Consider the following 20,165-nt stretch of genomic DNA (forward strand, 5'->3'; position numbering starts at 1 on the left):
TACTCAAAAATCATGTAAATTACCAAATGGCGAACAATTTAAATTAAATCTTAAAAAATATTCGTATTTTAGGAGTGTATATAATGGATAACGTATTTGACTATGAGGATATTCAACTAATTCCCGCAAAATGTATTGTAGAAAGTCGTTCAGAATGTGATACTTCTGTTACTTTAGGTGGTCACACTTTTAAACTTCCAGTAGTACCTGCAAATATGCAAACAATTATCGATGAAAATCTTGCAAAGAAACTTGCTGAAAACGGTTACTTTTACATCATGCACCGTTTCCAACCAGAAACTCGTCGAAACTTTATTCTAGAAATGCAAGGAAATGGCTTAATTGCTTCTATTAGCGTTGGTGTAAAAGAAGAGGAATATACATTTATTGAAGAATTAGCAGCTGCTAATTTGGTACCTGATTTTATTACAATTGATATTGCACATGGTCATTCAAATGCTGTTATTCGTATGATTCAGCATATTAAAAAGCATTTACCAAAAAGCTTTGTCATCGCAGGTAATGTAGGAACACCTGAAGCGGTGCGCGAGCTTGAAAATGCTGGTGCAGATGCAACAAAAGTTGGGATTGGACCAGGTAAAGTATGTATTACTAAAATCAAAACAGGTTTTGGTACTGGCGGCTGGCAACTAGCTGCACTACGTTGGTGTGCAAAGGCTGCTACAAAACCAATTATTGCTGATGGTGGCATTCGTACACATGGAGATATCGCTAAATCTGTACGTTTTGGTGCTTCAATGGTAATGATCGGTTCATTATTCGCTGGTCATGAAGAGTCACCTGGTGAAACAATCGAAATCGAGGGTAGAACAGTGAAGGAATACTTCGGCTCTGCTTCTGAATTCCAAAAAGGTGAACGTAAAAACGTCGAAGGTAAGAAAATGTACGTTGAACATAAAGGTAGCATCAAAGATACATTAATCGAGATGCAACAAGATTTACAGTCATCTATTTCATATGCTGGTGGCACAAAGCTAGAGGCTATTCGCAATGTTGATTATGTAATCGTGAAGAACTCTATTTTCAATGGAGACAAAGTGTACTAATCGATGTAAACCCGCTATATTAAGCTTCAACATCACCCCAATTAAGAGCTGCTTTTTACTCTTGATTGGGGTGATTTTTTTGGACCTATTTCACTTAAAATACCGTATTTATTTTCTGAATTTTCTATTTTATTAAAAAATTATATATTATAATAGAACTATATTGAAGGAATGAAGGAACGGGGGTTGTATCTTATGAAATCAGTACGTAATAAACTTGTTAGTCTTGCTATTATAGTTATTCTACTATCAACAGGACTAGTTGGAACCGTCAATTATATGGTGGTGAAAGGAGAACTCGATCAGGTAGGTCGAGATAGTCTTAAAAATGGCACACTTGGCATACTTGAACTAATTGCACAATTAGATACTCAAGTTCAAAATGGGAAGTTAACGCTAGAAGAAGCTCAGGAAAGTGCTAGAATACAGATCGTTGGTAATAAAATTGAAGATAACAAAAGATCCATTGATAATCCTGTTAAATATGGAGATAATTTTTATTTCTATGCTTTCCAAGATAGTGGTATGGTTGAAACTCATCCATCCCTAGAAGGACAAAATATTTCAGATTTACAAACAGAGGATGGGCGCTATTTTGTACGAGAAATGATTGAAGCAGCAAATGCTGGAGGAGGATATGTACGTTATGATTGGGCCCTTCCCTCAAATCCTGAAATCGTTGCGCCTAAGATAACTTATGTAGAAAAGGACAAGCATTGGGGCTGGATTATAGCAGCTGGTACATACGAAATGGACTTTAATGCAGGTACGAATAATGTTTTATACTACACACTAGGCATGACCATCCTTGCAACGATTATTGGTGTATCACTCTTCTGGTTCTTCTCTGGACGAATGACAACCTATATACGAAAAATTATGGTCATTACATCTGATATTGCTAAAGGCAAGCTAACTGGTGATGACATACCTGTTACTACAGAAGATGAACTAGGTATACTAGCTAGTAACGTGAATAATATGAAACATAGCTTACACGAAATGGTCAACAATACAAAGGATAGTGCGTCCCAAATGCGCGTTTCTTCAGAAATGCTGAGTGCCATTACTGAGGAGACGACTGCTTCTGCTGATGAAATTCATCAAGCCATCAATGATATATCTAAGGGGGCTGTAGTACAAGCTGAGGAAGCAGAAATGGCCATTAGTAAAGTAGAAACACTGTCCTCACTTATCTCAAATGCTACAGATAAATATAGTGAGATTACAGAAAATATGAATATCATTAATCAATCACAAGAAAACGGTAGACAAAAAGTAGATGTATTACTACAAAATTCAAGTGAGTTTACGCAAGTGATTGAGGAATTAAGAACAACTTTCTCAAGTTTGACGAGCCAAATGAAAGAAATTCATCAAGTCGTACAAACAATTACATCCATTTCTGAACAAACAAATCTTTTAGCACTAAATGCAAGTATTGAAGCAGCCCGTGCAGGTGAACATGGCAAAGGGTTTGCTGTCGTAGCTGAGGAAGTCCGTCATTTATCTGAGGATACGAATGAAGCTACTAATCGGGTTAGAAACCTATTACAGCGTATTGAGGTCGATACCGCTAATTCAGATTCAAAAATGATACACACGCTCCAACTGTCACAAAATCAGGCCATGTCGATTACGGAAGTAAAGGGAGCCTTTACTTTCCTAGCAGACTCCATTCATGACATTACAAAGCACCTTGTTTCTTTAGACAAAGGAATGAATGACATGGCGGAAAATCGAATAGTCGTGATGAACGCCATCAATGAAATAGCAAGTGTCGCTACACAATCTGCCGCAGCTACTGAACAAATTAACGCTTCTATTGACGAACAAAAGTCAGCGGTGACATCTATCATGCACTCCTCTATGGAGCTTCATACAGAGGCAGAGCGCATGTACGACTTGGTAGAACGCTTTACATGATAAAATACTATATAAAAAAGAATGCTACGCATATCCGTAGCATTCCTCTTTTACATTATAGTTTGTTAATTACTGCGTGGATTGTTTCCTTAAGCTCTGCATCGTGATCTGCAAGATCTACAAGGTTCCCTAGACGTTCACGTAATACAGGACGCTCAATTACTAGCTTTTCATCAAGTACTTGTACCAGTAGCTCGATAATAAGTCGATCACGAACATTTAACGCTTCTTCTAAACGTTCTGGTGTAATTTTCGCATCAGTTTTTGCAGATTTTGCCATTTTAAAAACCCCTTTTATATTTTATATTCATGCACATCTATTTTAGCATACCACTAAATTATTTTGAAAACTTTCTTTCATTAAAATATACCAAAACTTTACAAAATAATAAGAAAAGATTTACGACAAATTGTTATATTTATATCATAATACACTACTACTCGACCATATGATGATGTATTTACAAAACCGATTGGAGGAATTGGATGAAGCAAAAAAATACGACTTATTTACAGCTCATTAAAGCTGTGCCAAAATCTCTACAGCTCTTTCTCAATGTTTGCCTTGTACTATTAGCACTGATTCTCTGCTTTTTATTATTTAAGGAGCTAATTGAATTTCTTAAAATATTACTATTCGCTAAGGAAGATGGTGATTATAAACTATTCCTTGCCAATATTCTTATTTTCTTTTTATATTTCGAATTCATCACAATGATCATTAAATACTTTAAGGAGGATTACCATTTTCCACTTCGATATTTTATCTATATAGGTATCACAGCAATGATTCGACTAATTATTGTGGAGCATGATCATCCTCTAAATACGTTAATTTATTCATTAATTATCCTCATACTAATCATAAGCTACTTTATTATTAATATAACGCCACTTGAAAGGCCAACACGTTCTTCCATTCTCATCAAAAATGATTAAAAGCCCTCACGCCCATTCTAAAATGCAGATATACATGTGGGCTTTTCAAACACATAGAAGAATTGCTGTAAAGCCTGTGAATACTGATTATCACTAATCTGTATTCGACTCAGCATAAATAGCTCTTGGACCGTTACTACGCCCATTACTAGTGATGAAAGCTCAGCTACATCTATCGTTACTTCAACATCATAGCTATCACTTTCTAGCATTTTAATTGTACCGTTAACAGCCTCAACAATAAGTTGCTGATTATTTTTTGCCAGTAACGAATCCATAACATTCAATTTAAAGGTCAAAGTGACACCGTTAAAATTGCGTGTTAGTAGCTCATCAAAAAAGCCCTTCACATTAATTATACGGTACATTAGACCAATTCCTGACACGGCACTTGCGTGATAGACACTTGGAATTAAATGATTTGTGCCATTTCTAACATCCTCTAAAAAGAAATGGACATTTTCTTCTTGTGTATTCCATTCGATTCGGTTTACTTGATCTGCTTGACTGTTTAAAAATGTACTAAGCTCTAGCAAAGCCTCCGGAGTTTCATAGATCCACTCCTTAATGACCAAATTATTTAGCATAAAATTACTATCGCTTTGTTTATTAAAAGAAAAGGCAATATAGCCCTGAACTGTACCTTCCTGTTCCATTGCAATCACATAGTTATCTGGATTATTAAAAATAAAAGATAGTTCCGATTGTGTTTTAAGAAACATCCCATGTTTTTTTGCTACTACCCTGTTGTAGCAATCTACAAGCTGTTGTTGATCTTCAACTGTCAAATATTTAAGGTGCTTTTTGGTTGGTCCTTTCGGGAAGCTTGAAGGCTCTACCAAGTATTGATAGATTTTCGGTCCATAGCCAAAACCCATTTTTTTATAAAAATCTGGTCTAAACGGATACAAGGCCACAAAATGAATATTTTTTTCTAAAAAGATATTAAAGAAATGTTGGATTAATTCTTTTGCAGCCTTCTCTTTTTTATGTAATAAATCAACTGCAACAAGTCCTACCCCACCAATTGGTAGCATTTTAGAAAACAGATTCATTTGAAAGTCATGTAGTCGCATACCACCAATGAGTTTGTCATTTTCCCAAAGTCCATAATAATGAAGAGATTCATCATTGCTCTGATTTTGCATAAAGAGCTTTTTCAGCTGTTCTTTTGTTGTTTGTGTTCCATTCAATTTTCCTGGATACGCTCCTACAACGATATTCACAAAGGCTACAAAATCTTGCTCTTTTAATAATTTCTCTACAACCCTCATCATGTCCCCTCCGTTTTCAAATTGTTGCATGTTGTTCACGAATTTTTCATATTAATTTTTATACCCCATAATAACATATATTACCACGACCAATTAATGAGTACTGAAAATGATTAAAGGAGGAAAATGTATGACTTTAATTGATTCATATATTCACGAAGTGACTAAAAGGCTACATAAAAATAAACGTGAGATAATCAAGGTTGAACTAAAGGCTACTATTGAGGATATGTTGCCAGAGCAATATACAGAATCTGAGGTGAAGGAAGTAATTAGGAAGCTTGGAAGCCCTTCAGAAGTTGCTGCACGCTATCAGGATACTCCCCACTTTTTAATTGGTCCAAAGAATTTTGAACAATATACAAGAACCATCAAGCTAATTATTCCTTGGGCAATTCTTATTACGATCATTGTTCAAATAATAGAGAAGATGGTTCTCTATTCTGGAGAAGAAGCACTTCTCACAACCATTATTACAGCATTTGTAGGGATGATTGTTGCAATTATTGCTGTGTTATTTCACGTTTTGTTTTGGGTTACGGTTATTTTTATCATTAAGGACCGTTCTGGGGCTGAAAAGCTTTCGATCCCTTTTCTGAGAGATACCAAGCCATGGTCACCTGATGATTTAATACAAATTAAAAAGATTCCCAAAGATAAAATCATTCCTATAAGTGATACGATTTTTAGCCTTTTAGGAATACTTATTTTTTCTTTTGTTTACTGGAATGCCTATCGTCTTTTAGGTATTTATACAACGAATGACAACGGCAGCTTGAAATTTGTTATGCCTATCTTTAATCAAAATACTTTACAATCGTTTGTTCCCATGGTCTTACTATGTATTATCCTAAGTCTAACTTTAACCTTATTAAAATGGCGTGCAGGACAGTGGACAATGCCTATCGCCATCACTAATGCACTACTTCAAAGTGTAGGAACAATTGTGTTTATTTTAATAGCGATACACCAAGATTTTATTCACAGCGCCTCTATACCTTATATTGCGGCTATTACAGAAACAACCTCAGCTAAAGTTGCCTTCACTATTGATAAAATCCTACTTGTCAGTATGATTATTGCTGTTTTAGCAAATGTATTTGATATCTACCAAGGATTTAAAAAAGCTAAAATATAACGCCCTTCTACTTCATATACCTAGTAAACCATACATTCAAATCGCCAAAATACCTTTATTCTCTGATGTTTTGTATAATGATAAAGTTGAAAGTATTTTATATATGTGAAAAATAATCTGCACAATTCAATCAGAGTAAGGGGAAAGTACTATGACCATTCTTCTAGTAGATGACAATCAAGTCAATTTATTTGTCATTGAGAAAATACTAAAAAATGCAGGTTATGATAACTGTGTTTCTCTTTCATCTGCTTATGAGCTATTTGATTATTTACAATTAGATTCACCCAATCCGACAGGAAATTCAGTAGATTTAATTTTGTTAGATATTATGATGCCGGAAGTAGATGGTATTGAGGCCTGCAAACGCATTAAGCAAAATGAGAGATTGAAAGATATTCAAATCATTTTTGTTACAGCACTCGAGGATAAAAACAAACTGGCAGAAGCCCTAGACATTGGTGGTGTAGATTATATTACTAAACCAATTAATAAAACAGAGCTACTTGCCAGAATGCGTGTTGCCTTACGTTTAAAGGCAGAATTAGACTGGCACACACAGCATGAAAAGAAAATACAATATGAACTAGATTTAGCAACCCATGTACAAAGGAGTCTTCTTAGCCCACCGTTAAATGAGAAGGACATCCGTATTGAAGTTTCTTATTTACCATCCTCTAATTTGGCAGGAGATATGTATTATTGGTACAAAATAGACGATCATCGTTATGCCATAATATTATTGGATATGATGGGTCACGGTATATCTGCAGCGTTGGTTTGTATGTTCATCTCCTCTGTTCTAAGAGAGGCGGTTAAGCAATTGGTTGAACCTGAGCTTGTCATCCAAGAACTGAATCGTTATATGACGCTATTACAAGATGGGAAAGAGAATAATCTTTATTATTTTACAGCGATTTATTTAATCATTGATACAGAGCAAAAAACAGTCGAGTACATAAATGCTGGCCATCCTCCTGGATATGCACTAATCGATGAAAAAACATGTATTCCATTAGATCAGGGTAGCTGTGCAGTCGGGTTCTTTGATGAAATAAAAGTGAAAAAGCAATTTATCCAATATGAGCATGACATTCAAATTGTGTTATTTACAGACGGTGTGTTAGAGGCAATGGGACCCTGTGAATTAGAATCAGAAAAGCATTTGCAAACGCTAACATCCTCCAAGTGGGATTATTCGCAATGCCTAATCGATAACCTTTTGCCTAAGGATAAACAAGAGAATCAGCCTGATGACATGTGTGTTTTAATGATTCAAGCTAGCACTAATACTATATAAAAAAGCAGAGGCTATCCATTAAAGATAGCCTCTTACTCATTAATACATTTTTTGATAAATTCTTTCGTTTCCAGAAATCTCATTATACTTTGAAATAACCTCTTCAAATCGCAATGTTTCTTTATCCCCTAAGCATAAAAAACCTTTGTCACTTAGACTTTCATAAAATAATTGATGTACCTGGCTCTGGAGCTTAGGTGAAAAATAAATAAGAACATTTCTGCACAGAACAACATGAAATTCATTAAATGAATGATCTGTTACTAAATTATGTTGAGCAAAAATAATATTTTTCAATAATGTTGGATGAAAGTAAGCATATTGATAATCTGTTTGATAGTATTCTGAAAAAGCATGGGCACCTCCAGCAAGCATATAGTTTTTTGTATATGCCTGCATTTTATGAATTGGAAAGGCCCCCTTCTTAGCTTTTTCTAATACTTGCTCGTTCATATCTGTTGCATAAATTACAGATCTCTCTATTAGCCCCTCTTCTTGAAGCAAGATAGCCATTGAATATACTTCTTCACCTGTTGCACACCCTGCATGCCAAATACGGATTTCAGGATATTCTCGTAAAACAGGAATGACCGTTTCACGAAAGGCCTTAAAAAAGCTAGGGTTGCGGAACATCTCCGTTACATTTATCGAAAAATCATTTAATATCTGCTCTAAAAATTCTTTATCATGAATGACCTTTTCTTGTACACGTGAAATCGTTGGGATGTTATTTATCCCCATCCTATTGTAGATTCTGCGTGAAATGGATGAACGATTATATTGCCGAAAATCATAACCCGATAAACGATAAATAGCTTCTAGTAACAAATCAATTTCTAAATTTGTATGCTTATTTAATTGTATATTTTGCTCCAAAGGCTGAAATTGTTGTTCCATGTTCATTAACTCCCCTTAGAAACTAACCATACTCTTAAAACTGATATTAATTGATCTAAATTTAATGGCTTACTAATATAATCAGATGCACCTGCCTGCAATGATTTATCACGGTCATTTTTCATCGCTTTAGCAGTCAATGCAATGATTGGCAAATCGATACGTTTCATTTGCTGACGAATAATAGTCATCGCTTCATAGCCATCCATATTTGGCATCATTATATCCATCAGAACAAGATCGATATCTGGATTAGCCTGCAAGACCTCTAAACATTCTAGCCCATCTTTGGCAACTAGAATATGCATGCCTCTTTTTTCTAATGCCGTTTTCAACGCATAAATATTACGGTTATCATCATCAACTATTAAAATATTTTTCCCTTGAAACACCTCAACCTCATGTTGAAGGGCTTCTTCCATTGCTACTGGCTGCTCTTTGATTTGTTCCTCTTCCACCGTCGTCACAGCCACTTCGTTCATGGCAAGCTTTTGGCAATGCTCCTCTTCAATTCCATTTGGTAGACTCGGAATCGTTAACGTAAAGCTACTACCTTGTCCTTCAGTACTTTGTAATGTAATCCATCCACCAAGTAATTTTGCAAATTCCTTACAAATAGAAAGACCAAGACCCGTTCCACCATATTTTCGGACCGTAGCTCCATCTGCTTGTTGGAATGATTCAAAAATCAGCTGGTGTTTGTCTTTTGGAATACCTATTCCTGTATCTGAAACAGTAATTTCTAACCAATCCGTACTTATATCCTGCATATTGTTTGTTAGTTGTTGTGGTGTAAGCTGGTTAATGTCTAATGTGACAGATCCCTGCTCAGTAAATTTAAAGGCATTCGATAATAAATTCTTTAAGATTTGCTGGAATCTCTTCTCATCCGTATAGAATACATCCACTACATGATCCGCCTTTGAAATATGGAATGCTAAGTTTTTCTTCCTCGCAACTGGTGCAAAGGTATGTTCAATTTGTACAGGTACTTCGCTCATATTCACTTCATTAAAAATAATATCAAGCTTCCCGGCCTCCACTTTAGATAAATCTAATATGTCATTGATTAGAGCAAGCAAGTCCTCTCCTGAAGAATGAATAACTTTAGCAAACTCTGCTTCCTCGTCTGTTAGGTTGTGTTGGCTATTTTCTGCTAGCATTTCAGATAATATTAATATGCTGTTTAAAGGTGTTCTTAATTCATGTGACATATTCGCTAAAAATTCGGATTTGTAATTAGAGTTAAGGATAAGCTGCTCTGCACTTTCTTCTAATTCCTTCTTCGCTTTCTCTAGCTCTCTTGATTTGGACTCTGCCTCTTTCGTGCGTTCCTCAAGCTGCTCATTAATCATAGTCAGCTCTTCTGTCTGCATTTGTAATTCCTCTGATTGTGTTTGAAGCTCCTCTGATTGGACCTGTAATTCCTCTGTCATTGCTCTAGATTCATTCAATAGACGTACAATTTCCATACGCCCTAAAACACTGTTAACTGTTAGTCCAAAGGTTTCAGTAACCTGTCTCACTAATTCTTGCTGTAACTTACTGAATTTAGCCATTGTTGCTATTTCAACAACCGCTATAACTTCATTTTCAAAAATGACAGGAATCAATAAAATATTTTGTGGTCTAATTTCACCTAATCCCGTCTTGATTAAACGATAGTCTCTCGGAATATTATCATAGAATAGCACTCTCTTTTCTAATGCACATTGACCGATTAACCCTTGTCCTATTTTGAAGCTCTCCATACCAACACAATCATCCGTGTCAGCAAAAGCAGCCTTTTTCACAAACTGTACTTGGTTCTCTGTTACTTCCCGAACATAAAATGCGCCAAGGGATGCTTGGGTTTTCTGTGCTACTTCTGATAGGAAGGTCTCCGCTAATTTTGTAATTGCTGAAATACCTTGATAATTTGTCACGATTTCAGCTACATTGCTTTGTAGCCATTCCCTCTTTTCGACGGACTCTAAAAGCGTATTCGTTGCATTAGCAAGTTCATTCACTTCATCGTTTGTATTCACATGGATTCTTCTTGTAAAATCACCTTTTGTAGCTGCTATTTCTTGAATTGTTTGTGTTACTTCCGTTATCGTTTTTACAATTGAACGGGAAATGCCACTAGCGATAGCAATAGCTATTGTAGAAACTAAAATTAAGATCCCAAATAGAGCACTAGTTAATTTACTATTTTGCTTATCTAACTGACTTGCCTTTGCCTGTGTATAAGCATTTTCAGTGGCACGGAATGAATCGAATAATTTGCGCATTTTTTCCATATCCTGACGACCATTATCCACTTTAAAAAAATCATTTAATGCTTCTACATTATTATCCTTTTTATATTGAATAGTTGGTTCGCCTGACGTTGCAACCCAATGTTCAATTGTTTCCTCTATCTCTTTAAGTTTGTCCTGCTGAGCTGGTTTATCTTTCATTTGTTGATAGAGTTCATTAAAATCTATTTTCCAATTTTCAGCTGCATTATCATAGGGTTCCAGATAACTCTGCTTACCCGTAATGATGAAAGCCCGCTGACTTGATTCCATATCCAATATATATTTTTCAATTTCATTCGTTAAAGTTAGAACATTGGAATCGTACTTAATAATAAAATTTCTTTCCTTCTGCAAAGATGTAATTTGATTATTTAATATGACAACCGTCGCAAGTAGGCAAAGAATGATTACGATATAACCTAATGAAATCTTTGAGCGTATACCCAATTTTAATCTATTTAACATTTGGTTTTCCTACCTTTACCTTTCTTTTACTTTAGTATGATTACTAGTATACATGTAAAAATAACTCATTTTCTCCTATTTTAGATTCATCATAAAGAAATTTTGCTGATTTTGTATCAATAAGTCTCTGTATTTTTCATATACATTTTATATTGAACCATTTCTAATTAAGGAGAGAAAACATTTGGATATTATCGTAAGACCAGGAGATTCACTTTGGCATTTCAGTGAGGTATTTAAAATTCCTCTTCAACTCATTTTAGATTCTAATGAAAATATAAATCCCCAATTTTTAAGAGTTGGACAACGGGTTCGTATTCCTGGTTTTGTGACCAACAACTATCAAATTAAACAAGGAGACTCTTTTTGGCAGATTGCCCAGAGCCGAAACCTCCCCCTAGTCGCCCTATTGCTTGTTAATCCTGATCTCAATCCAAATCGATTACAAATCGGTCAAATGATTCGCATACCCCAACGTATCACATGGCGTTTAGTTGAAGGTAAGCAAACTTACACGTATACCCATATGATAAATGATCTCAGAAAGCTCCTTGATGCATATCCTTTTCTTCATAGCTCAAACATTGGCAGTTCCGTTTTAGGGAAGGAGCTACCTGAGCTATCAATTGGCCATGGTGCAAAACGTGTACACTATAATGGCTCCTTCCATGCAAACGAATGGATTACTACACCTATTATTCTAACATTTTTAAATGACTATTTGCTCGCCCTCACCAATCAAAGTAGTATTCGTGGAATTTCTCCATTTTCTCTTTATCAGCAAACATTCCTTTCTATCGTTCCTATGGTAAATCCTGATGGCGTTGATTTAGTAATACAAGGCCCACCAAATGATGAAGCATTAAGAAATCAACTAATTGAATGGAATAATGATAACGCTGATTTTTCTGGCTGGAAAGCAAATATTCATGGAATTGATTTGAATGACCAATTCCCTGCCAAATGGGAGCTTGAAAGTGCCCGTAATCCAAAAACACCAGGGCCAAGAGATTATGGTGGTGAAAGACCACTATCTGAACCTGAAGCCATTGCAATGGCTGATTTGACCAAGCAACGTGATTTTTCAAGAGTATTAGCCTTTCATACACAGGGACGTGTCATATATTGGGGTTTTGAAAATCTAGAGCCCCCAGAATCAGAGGTACTTGTAAATGAATTTAGTAGAGTAAGTGGCTATGAGCCCGTTCAATCTGCTGGAAGCTATGCTGGTTATAAAGATTGGTTTATTCAAGATTGGCGTAGACCAGGCTTCACTGTTGAATTAGGAAGTGGTACAAATCCTTTACCAATCAGCCAGTTTGATGACATTTACGAGGAGTCTTTAGGGATTTTCCTTGCTGCATTGTATATGTAAAAAGAGTACTCGAACTCCATTCGCTATGAAATAGTCCTTTTGGGCTTTTCAGCGAATGGGTTTTTTATTGAAAATCTCATCATCATTGTAAAAAAAGGGGAATAAATTACTTTGACAGACAGAGTAATGTTTGCTACTATTACTCTGACAGATAGAGCAATAAAAAAAGTAGGTGACTTATGGTTCGCAGTGATATTATCCGAGGACATTTGGATTCGATTATTTTACGGTTAATTTCAGAAAAAGACCGTTATGGCTACGAAATTTCTCAGGAAATAAGTCTCCGTACAAACAATCGGTTTCAAATCAAGGAAGCAACTTTGTATGCAGTTTTTCAACGTCTCGAAAAAAAAGAAATTATTGAAGCCTATTATGGAGATGTCTCACATGGAGGCAAAAGAAAGTATTACCGTATTACATCATTAGGTAAGGCCTATTTAAATGAGCTAGTGAATGAATGGTCGGAAGTAAAGGAAATAATCGATTTATTTATGGAGGGCTTAGAATGAAAAGAATAAAAAACCATATTGATGAGCTTTTTAAAGACATTCCTCGAACTAACGAAACGGAAATGGTTAAACAAGAAATCATTGAAAATCTTGAAGAAAAAGTATTTTATTTGATGGACCAAGGTAAAGAACAAGAGGATGCTATTAATAAAGCCATTGTAGAATTTGGAGATATCGAAGACTTAAAGCAAGAGTTAGGTGTTAAAGAACCAGCAAAGAAAAACATGGCTAAATTAAACTTAGAATTTTCAATTTGGGGTAGTGGCTTAATCATTGCATTTTTTATTTTTATTAATCTTTATTACACACCACATACTATTTGGGCAATCTATCCGATTTTCGCCATTCTTTGGTGGCCTTTATCGATGTACTTTGTGTGGTCTCGTAAGAAATGGGGTGAATAAACATGAGGAACTTTATTAACTTTTCTATAGCGGGGAGCTTGATGACAATGATTTTTTTAGGGGTTGTTAATTATACGACATCTCCTCAAACAATGTGGTTTGTATATCCATGCTTATTGCTACTGCTTTGGCCTATTACGTTATTCTTTATGGCTAAAAAATTGTATAAACAATACTCAATTGTTTGTAGTGCCTTAATTATTACATTTCTAATAGTTGAAAATTATATTTACGCACCAGATCATTTATGGTTTGTCTATGCGATTTATCCAATTATCTGGTGGCCAATCCTCATGTACTTAGATGAAAAGGCAAAAACGTTAAAAACAGCTCTAATTGGATGTGCTTCTACCATCATCTATTACTCTATATTGAATATGATTGTATCTCCTCAATACCCTTGGGCAATTTATCCTGCTTTTTTAGTGATATGGTGGCCTCTAGCTTTATATCACGCGCAACGAAAAACCTTTGTAGCATTCTCCGTTACAGCTACGATACTAATTAGTATCTTTTTCATTACAGTAAATGTTGTTTCTTCACCAAGCGTTATATGGGCGATTTACCCTATTTTTGTTACACTTTGGTGGCCTCTGAGTATGTATTTTTATGTGTATAAAAGAAAAATGTATCATGCTAGCTTTATGAAACGCATGTAAAGTAGGTATTGTATGAAAAGGATTAAAAAGTTCATTAAATATCTTGTCTTGATTATGACCTCCTTACTATTATTAGCACTTGTATTTCCAACATGGACATCATCTATAGAGGACATGAACAGCATCAGTACGCTAGAACAGGTAGAAATTAACGGCAGTGACCATGAAATTATGATACGGGGCCATAACAAAAATAATCCTGTCATCATCTTTGTCCATGGCGGACCAGGTTGCTCTGAAATACCCTACGCTAAAAAATATCAAGATTTATTGGAAACCGAATTTACAGTGGTAAATTATGATCAAAGGGCTAGTGGGAAGTCTTATCATTTTTTTGAGGACTACTCAAATCTTTCATCTGATTTGCTTGTGGAGGATTTACTAGCACTGACTGACTATATTGCTAATCATCTAAATAAAGAAAAAATTATCTTAATTGGTCATTCCTACGGTACCTATATTGCCACACAAGCAGCTGCTAAAGCTCCTGATAAATATGAGGCCTATGTAGGGATTGGTCAAATGAGTAATACCGTTGAAAGTGAGATGGACAGTTTACACTTTACGATCAAACAGGCTCAGCTTAAGAGTAACACAGAGGATGTTGCACATTTACAGAGGTTAATGGAGGAAATTAGTAGTGGTAAAACATTTACGCCTCGTCATTTAGTGAGCAAATACGGTGGAGCTACAAGACTTATTACTAACCCTGATGGAAATATGTTAGGGATGCTTTTTAGTACCGAATATAATTTGTTAGATATTATTCGCTATAGCAAGGGGATATCCCTATCGCAAGAAGTCTTAGTAAACGAAATCTTGCAGTCCCCACTTCCTGCGAAAGTCAATTCACTGACTCTTCCCTTCTATTTTGTAATGGGGGATTATGATTATCAAACATCATCGAATAGCGCTAAAAAGTACTTCGACCAAATTATCGCGAAGAAAAAGGAATTCATAGCATATGAACAATCTGCTCACTACCCCCAGTTCGAAGAAAAAGAGAGATTTTTCGAATGGATGCGTACGACTTTTAAAAAATAAATATTTCTTAAAGTAATTCTACACTTGGTAGCATTTATTTAATTGCTATATAATTTAATTATTAAATATTTTAGCGGACGTGATTATATGCCAAAAAATCTAAACAATGTAGAAATTATTATGAAAGAAATGCTGGAAATACAGCAGAAGTCGAAAATGTTTGTAGATCTTTTATCTGAAGGAGAGGCGTTATCACAAAACCAATTAATATTACTCCTACAGCTAAAAATAAATAATGGGATGAAGGCAACAGAAATTGCTGAATTCTTTAGTGTAACACCCGGAGCTGTAACTTCCATGTGCGATAAACTGGAAAAACTCGAACTCATACAAAGAATTAGAGAAAATAATGATCGACGTGTGGTCAAAATGGCTTTAACCAATATTGGTGACATGAAGGTTCAAGAAATCTTTTTAAAGTTTTCTCAGGATAAACTCATAGACATGGCCAACATCTTACGCGAAGTAAACCAATTAATGAATAAAATTTTTTAGGATTTCACAAATTGAAATCCTTTTTTTATTGTTTAAAGCAGTGCTTTTGTTCTTGACAAATGGAAGTAGCATATAATTTAATTAATATATATTTTAATTATTAAAATATATATTAATTAAATTATAATGAGGTGACTTTATGTTTCAAAAACTCCGTACCCTTACACAAACGAATGGCACCGTTAAACATTTGGATGCTAATTATGAACAATTAAACATTCGAGGAGCTGTATCGTTACAACAAGAAGTACACTTAATAAAAGTGTCCACTCATGGTCATAGCTCCTTCTATTATCCAGTTACAGCGCAGATATTTAATAGTACTGGCTCGTGTAAGTTAAAGGATTATTGCCAAATCGGAGAACTTACAAATGCCGGGAATATTAAAATACGTAATGGTTTTATCCAAAAAATCAATAGTTCTGGAAAGCTAATGGTTGAAGAGAAATTACAGAGCGAGCAATTTGATGCCATTGGAATAGTCAAGGCTGCGGAAATAATCGCTCATCACTTTCATTTGAAGTTATCGGGAGAAAGCGGAATTGACAGGTTAAGGGCTGAAAATGTGGTAATAGAAAAGGATAGGATAACTCTTCTTCCGTTATTTAAAAAATTATTACGTTGTCACACAATTAGTGGAAAACACCTACAATTATCTAATACAAATGCAGAGTTTGTGGAAGGGGAAGTCGTCCATGTTGGGGAAAATAGTGTGATTGGGACACTTTACTATACGGATGATTATTCGATAGCTTCGAGTTCAAAGGTGCACCACATTATACGGAGGGAAAAAGAATGATACTTCTAAAAATGCTAAAGACTTTTTTTTGCTCATTAGCTTTAGTGGTATTATCTGTACTTTATGTTGGATTACTTTTAAGCGCTGGCTTATCCATACTCGCTGGTTTTTTACGAACATTCGGAGTGGATCAAATTAAAATGGGCCTTTGGTATGGCGTAGAACTTCCTGTTATGTTCAGCATCCCCTTCGCCCTGTTAATAGCCCTACTGTTGTTCTTTTGTGCCATATATATTAAACGTTCTATTGTTTTTTGTTTGTCAACTCTTCGTATATAGAGCAATAAAAAGTAAGCATATTTCTTAGAAAGAATATGCTTACTCTCATCGACTTTTAAGTTGAATAGCAGGGAGGCTCATTTAATCAGTTGATTCACATTTTTATCAGTAGCTTAAAACATTGCTATAGTTCTCCTTCAAGAAAACGGATAAGGTATATTTCAGGTCTACCAATAAATTCTTTAAAACTACATAAATTAGCATATCCCTCATGCTCCACATCATAGCACCCTATATGGCCTTCTCCTTTTGGGTTCCAGACTATTTGCAAATCAGAATAATTGTCGATATTTGCGGAAAGAAGGAGGAGCTCTCTATGACCTAGTTTCATCTCAATTGTATCAGTTAGTTTGAAAAAATCGATAAAGTGAATGTCATAATCATTTGGTGCAAGCTCAAGATGCAGTCGATCTCCTGTCAGAAAATTAATCAATTCATCTGGTAACTTGTATTTTTTCAATGTCTCTTTTTTGTTTTCAATAGTATGGAGTTCTATTGGTTCTAGAGCCTTTAAGTAATTTGCTAGTTCCATATTTTTCATACGTACAGCAATTGTATAAGCTCTCTCACCATCTTTCTCCGCTAAAGTGACGTTTGCACCTCGTTCAATCAAATAGTTCACCATAGCTATATTTCCCATTCTTGTTGCAACTGTTAATGGTGTTGCTTCATAGGGATAGACCATATCAGGCTTTTGATAATTAATATCTACTCCTTGATCAAGTAAATAAGTGACTGTTTTTTTATCAAAATTCGACACAGCCTGACGCAATACAGGACCTCCATGCTGCTTTATATCAAGCCCAAGTTCATGAATAAGAGGGATATTTCTTTTATTGCCATAGTAGGCCTGAGAATAGGCTCCAGATCCCACTTGGTTATAGCCATCTAATTTTGCTCCTTGTTCAACAAGGTAACGTACTATATTTTCTTTACAATATCGAACAGCTCTTAAAAAAGAAGGATTTTTTTCCACATTTAAATTAACCCCATATCCAACTAATAATTTTACTACATCCAATCTTTGTGCAATCAACGCTAAATCCAATGGGCTTAATGATGTATGCTGACATAAACATATCTCTTCTTCAATATTCCAGCCTTTATCCCTCGCAACTCGCAAAGCTGTAATATTGCCAGTATAGATATACATTGCAAGCTCTGGTAGTTCTGAAAATGTTCCAATATCCTGTAGCTTAATCATCTATAGATTAGCTCCCTTCTTATTGTATATACAAAGTATAGGAAACTACCATCTATATCACAATGGGACATAGAGCTATAGTGTCATAAAATACAGGGCAAGATTTATAGCAAATTTGATGGTTCTTTTATTAAAAAGAAGGCAATTGGATTTAAAATTTCCCAGGAAAGAATTTATTCAAATTAAAAAGAGCTCTCAATCAGAATAGATTGAGAGCTCTTTCTTAAACGCTTACCATGACTTATTTTTATTTTAAGCCAAGTGCTTTATCTGTTGTTGCATTTATTTCTTTTAAAAGCTCAGGGTTTTCTGCTAATGATAGACCATAAGATGGAATCATTTCTTTAATTTTTGGTTCCCACTCCTTGATATGTTGAGGGAAACATTTATTAAGAACTTCAAGCATAACATGTACAGCCGTAGATGCACCTGGTGAAGCCCCTAGTAAAGCTGCAATCGAGCCATCAGAAGCACTTACAACTTCTGTACCGAATTGAAGTGTTCCTTTACCGCCAGCTTCCGTATCTTTAATTACTTGTACACGTTGTCCAGCTACGATAATATCCCAATCATCACTTTTTGCATTTGGAATGAACTCACGTAACTCTTCCATACGTTGTTCTTTTGAAAGCATAAGCTGTTGGATTAAATACTTTGTTAAGCCCATCTCTTTCACGCCCGCAGCTAATAAAGTTGTGATATTATGCGGTTTTACAGAAGCAAATAAATCCATATTTGAACCTGTTTTTAAGAACTTAGGAGAGAAACCTGCGAATGGTCCAAATAGTAATGATTTCTTGTTATCAATATAACGTGTGTCAAGATGCGGAACCGACATTGGTGGAGCACCAACTTTTGCTTTTCCGTATACTTTTGCATGATGTTGTTCAGCTATTTCTGGATTATTACATGCTAAGAATAGACCGCTAATTGGGAATCCACCAATATGTTTCCCTTCAGGAATACCTGATTTTTGTAGTAATTCTAAGCTTCCTCCACCAGCTCCAAGGAAGACAAATTTTGCTGAATGATATTCCATTTTACAGCCATCTAAATCGTGCACACGTACTTCCCATGTACCATCACTAGCTTGTTTTAAACTTTCAACACTATGATTATAGTTAACATCTACATCTTTTGCTTTTAAGTGATCAATTAACATACGTGTTAAAGCACCAAAGTTAACATCTGTACCAGTGTCAATTTTCGTTGCAGCAATGTCTTCACCAGCAGGACGATTTTCCATAATAAGTGGAATCCATTTTTTTAGTGTTTCAGGGTCATTAGAAAATTCCATTCCTTCAAATAAAGGATTTTTTGTCATCGTTTCATGACGTTTCTTTAGAAACTCAACATTTTCTTTCCCTTGTACTAAACTCATATGTGGTAAAGGCATAATGAAGTCTTGTGGATTATTGATCAGCTTATTGTTTACAAGATACGACCAAAACTGTCTTGAAACATGGAACTGTTCATTAACATTAATCGCTTTTTTGATATCGATTGATCCGTCTTTTTTCTCTGATGTGTAGTTCAGCTCACATAATGCAGCATGTCCAGTTCCCGCATTGTTTAATTCGTGAGAACTTTCCTCGCCTGCTTTTTCAAGCTTTTCAAACACTGTAATTTTCCAATCTGGTGCTAATTCTTTGAGTAATGTTCCCAAAGTTGCACTCATGATTCCGGCACCAATTAAGATAACATCTGATTTAATTTGTCTGTTACTCATTTTTACCTTCCTTATATGTTAAGATTTGCAGAAAGGATGTAAGCACTCCCACTTTAGAAGTACTGTAGCCATGGAGCAACCTCGGAGCACACCATTTCTGTATCAATTATTACCTTATTGCAGTTTATCACAATTAGTTCAAGAATAAAATATCAACTATTTATATGAGAGTTATCAGCTTTTTTCGAGCCTTTCCAATCATAATTCAAGCAAAAAAATCACTTTTTGTTCTAGATAAAAATTGAATTATTTAAGCTTATTGGAATAATCGGCCTAAAAATGGTTGACATTTTCATAAAAAATAGGTTCTTTTTATTATTATATCTGTATAATAACATATAAATATGAAGCTCGTCTTGTATCTGAACTAACTTTCAATTT

The 20,165-nt window shown here is 35.1% G+C and carries 18 protein-coding genes; 12 read left to right on the forward strand and 6 right to left on the reverse strand.

What is annotated here, in order from left to right:
• Nucleotides 1–83 precede the first annotated feature (83 nt).
• Both guaC and NYE73_RS24000 read left to right on the forward strand, forming a co-directional pair.
• Nucleotides 84–1,067, forward strand: a complete 984-nt coding sequence (gene guaC / locus NYE73_RS23995) for a GMP reductase (protein ID WP_004233490.1) — start codon at nucleotides 84–86, stop codon at nucleotides 1,065–1,067.
• Nucleotides 1,068–1,262: 195 nt separating this feature from the next.
• Nucleotides 1,263–2,993 (forward strand): methyl-accepting chemotaxis protein, encoded by a 1,731-nt coding sequence (locus tag NYE73_RS24000; RefSeq protein ID WP_259950954.1) that lies wholly within the window; start codon nucleotides 1,263–1,265, stop codon nucleotides 2,991–2,993.
• Nucleotides 2,994–3,048: 55 nt separating this feature from the next.
• Here the strand turns inward: NYE73_RS24000 and NYE73_RS24005 are convergent, their stop codons facing one another.
• Nucleotides 3,049–3,273: a hypothetical protein gene (locus NYE73_RS24005; RefSeq protein ID WP_016992248.1), complete on the reverse strand. Its 225-nt coding sequence runs from the start codon at nucleotides 3,271–3,273 to the stop codon at nucleotides 3,049–3,051.
• A gap of 206 nt (nucleotides 3,274–3,479) precedes the next feature.
• Here NYE73_RS24005 and psiE point away from each other — a divergent pair, with 206 nt between their 5' ends.
• Nucleotides 3,480–3,932, forward strand: a complete 453-nt coding sequence (gene psiE, locus NYE73_RS24010; RefSeq protein ID WP_048395468.1) for a phosphate-starvation-inducible protein PsiE — start codon at nucleotides 3,480–3,482, stop codon at nucleotides 3,930–3,932.
• Nucleotides 3,933–3,949: 17 nt separating this feature from the next.
• On the opposite strand, the gene NYE73_RS24015 is transcribed toward psiE, so the two are convergent.
• Entirely contained in the window at nucleotides 3,950–5,206 is a 1,257-nt protein-coding gene (locus NYE73_RS24015; protein WP_048395467.1) for a GNAT family N-acetyltransferase, read from the reverse strand.
• A gap of 130 nt (nucleotides 5,207–5,336) precedes the next feature.
• On the opposite strand from NYE73_RS24015, the gene NYE73_RS24020 reads away from it, so the two are divergent.
• Both NYE73_RS24020 and NYE73_RS24025 read left to right on the forward strand, forming a co-directional pair.
• A complete protein-coding gene (locus tag NYE73_RS24020; RefSeq protein WP_259950953.1) occupies nucleotides 5,337–6,344 on the forward strand; it encodes an HAAS signaling domain-containing protein in 1,008 nt (335 codons plus the stop codon).
• A gap of 151 nt (nucleotides 6,345–6,495) precedes the next feature.
• Nucleotides 6,496–7,644, forward strand: a complete 1,149-nt coding sequence (locus NYE73_RS24025) for a SpoIIE family protein phosphatase (protein WP_048395464.1) — start codon at nucleotides 6,496–6,498, stop codon at nucleotides 7,642–7,644.
• A gap of 39 nt (nucleotides 7,645–7,683) precedes the next feature.
• Here NYE73_RS24025 and NYE73_RS24030 read toward each other — a convergent pair whose 3' ends face one another.
• Complete coding sequence (locus NYE73_RS24030; protein WP_048395585.1) at nucleotides 7,684–8,541, reverse strand: CheR family methyltransferase; 858 nt, start codon at nucleotides 8,539–8,541, stop codon at nucleotides 7,684–7,686.
• 5 nt (nucleotides 8,542–8,546) lie between these two features.
• On the reverse strand, nucleotides 8,547–11,288 hold the full coding sequence (locus tag NYE73_RS24035) for an ATP-binding protein (RefSeq protein WP_048395463.1): 2,742 nt from the start codon (nucleotides 11,286–11,288) through the stop codon (nucleotides 8,547–8,549).
• Between the two features lie 184 nt (nucleotides 11,289–11,472).
• Between NYE73_RS24035 and NYE73_RS24040 the strand changes: the two genes are divergently transcribed.
• The 7 genes from NYE73_RS24040 to NYE73_RS24070 all read left to right on the forward strand — a co-directional run bounded on the left by NYE73_RS24040 (nucleotide 11,473) and on the right by NYE73_RS24070 (nucleotide 16,573).
• Nucleotides 11,473–12,663 carry a M14 family metallopeptidase gene (locus NYE73_RS24040; RefSeq protein WP_048395461.1) on the forward strand — a complete coding sequence of 397 codons (1,191 nt, stop codon included), beginning with the start codon at nucleotides 11,473–11,475 and terminating at the stop codon, nucleotides 12,661–12,663.
• 179 nt (nucleotides 12,664–12,842) lie between these two features.
• A complete protein-coding gene (locus NYE73_RS24045; RefSeq protein WP_048395460.1) occupies nucleotides 12,843–13,172 on the forward strand; it encodes a PadR family transcriptional regulator in 330 nt (109 codons plus the stop codon).
• Entirely contained in the window at nucleotides 13,169–13,576 is a 408-nt protein-coding gene (locus tag NYE73_RS24050) for a permease prefix domain 1-containing protein (protein ID WP_048395459.1), read from the forward strand. Before NYE73_RS24045 ends, NYE73_RS24050 begins: the two co-directional genes overlap by 4 nt.
• A 2-nt stretch (nucleotides 13,577–13,578) precedes the next feature.
• Nucleotides 13,579–14,235 (forward strand): hypothetical protein, encoded by a 657-nt coding sequence (locus NYE73_RS24055; protein WP_048395458.1) that lies wholly within the window; start codon nucleotides 13,579–13,581, stop codon nucleotides 14,233–14,235.
• Nucleotides 14,236–14,247: 12 nt separating this feature from the next.
• Complete coding sequence (locus NYE73_RS24060; protein WP_048395456.1) at nucleotides 14,248–15,279, forward strand: alpha/beta hydrolase; 1,032 nt, start codon at nucleotides 14,248–14,250, stop codon at nucleotides 15,277–15,279.
• An 87-nt stretch (nucleotides 15,280–15,366) separates the two neighbouring features.
• Nucleotides 15,367–15,774, forward strand: a complete 408-nt coding sequence (locus tag NYE73_RS24065) for a MarR family transcriptional regulator (protein WP_048395455.1) — start codon at nucleotides 15,367–15,369, stop codon at nucleotides 15,772–15,774.
• A 139-nt stretch (nucleotides 15,775–15,913) separates the two neighbouring features.
• Nucleotides 15,914–16,573 (forward strand): hypothetical protein, encoded by a 660-nt coding sequence (locus tag NYE73_RS24070; protein WP_066038330.1) that lies wholly within the window; start codon nucleotides 15,914–15,916, stop codon nucleotides 16,571–16,573.
• A 402-nt stretch (nucleotides 16,574–16,975) separates the two neighbouring features.
• Here NYE73_RS24070 and NYE73_RS24075 read toward each other — a convergent pair whose 3' ends face one another.
• A complete protein-coding gene (locus NYE73_RS24075; protein WP_066038331.1) occupies nucleotides 16,976–18,055 on the reverse strand; it encodes an ankyrin repeat domain-containing protein in 1,080 nt (359 codons plus the stop codon).
• Nucleotides 18,056–18,302: 247 nt separating this feature from the next.
• Complete coding sequence (locus NYE73_RS24080) at nucleotides 18,303–19,784, reverse strand: malate:quinone oxidoreductase (RefSeq protein WP_004233452.1); 1,482 nt, start codon at nucleotides 19,782–19,784, stop codon at nucleotides 18,303–18,305.
• Nucleotides 19,785–20,165 lie beyond the last annotated feature (381 nt).

The organism is Lysinibacillus sp. FSL K6-0102, from assembly GCF_038003545.1.
Classification (GTDB): domain Bacteria; phylum Bacillota; class Bacilli; order Bacillales_A; family Planococcaceae; genus Lysinibacillus; species Lysinibacillus capsici.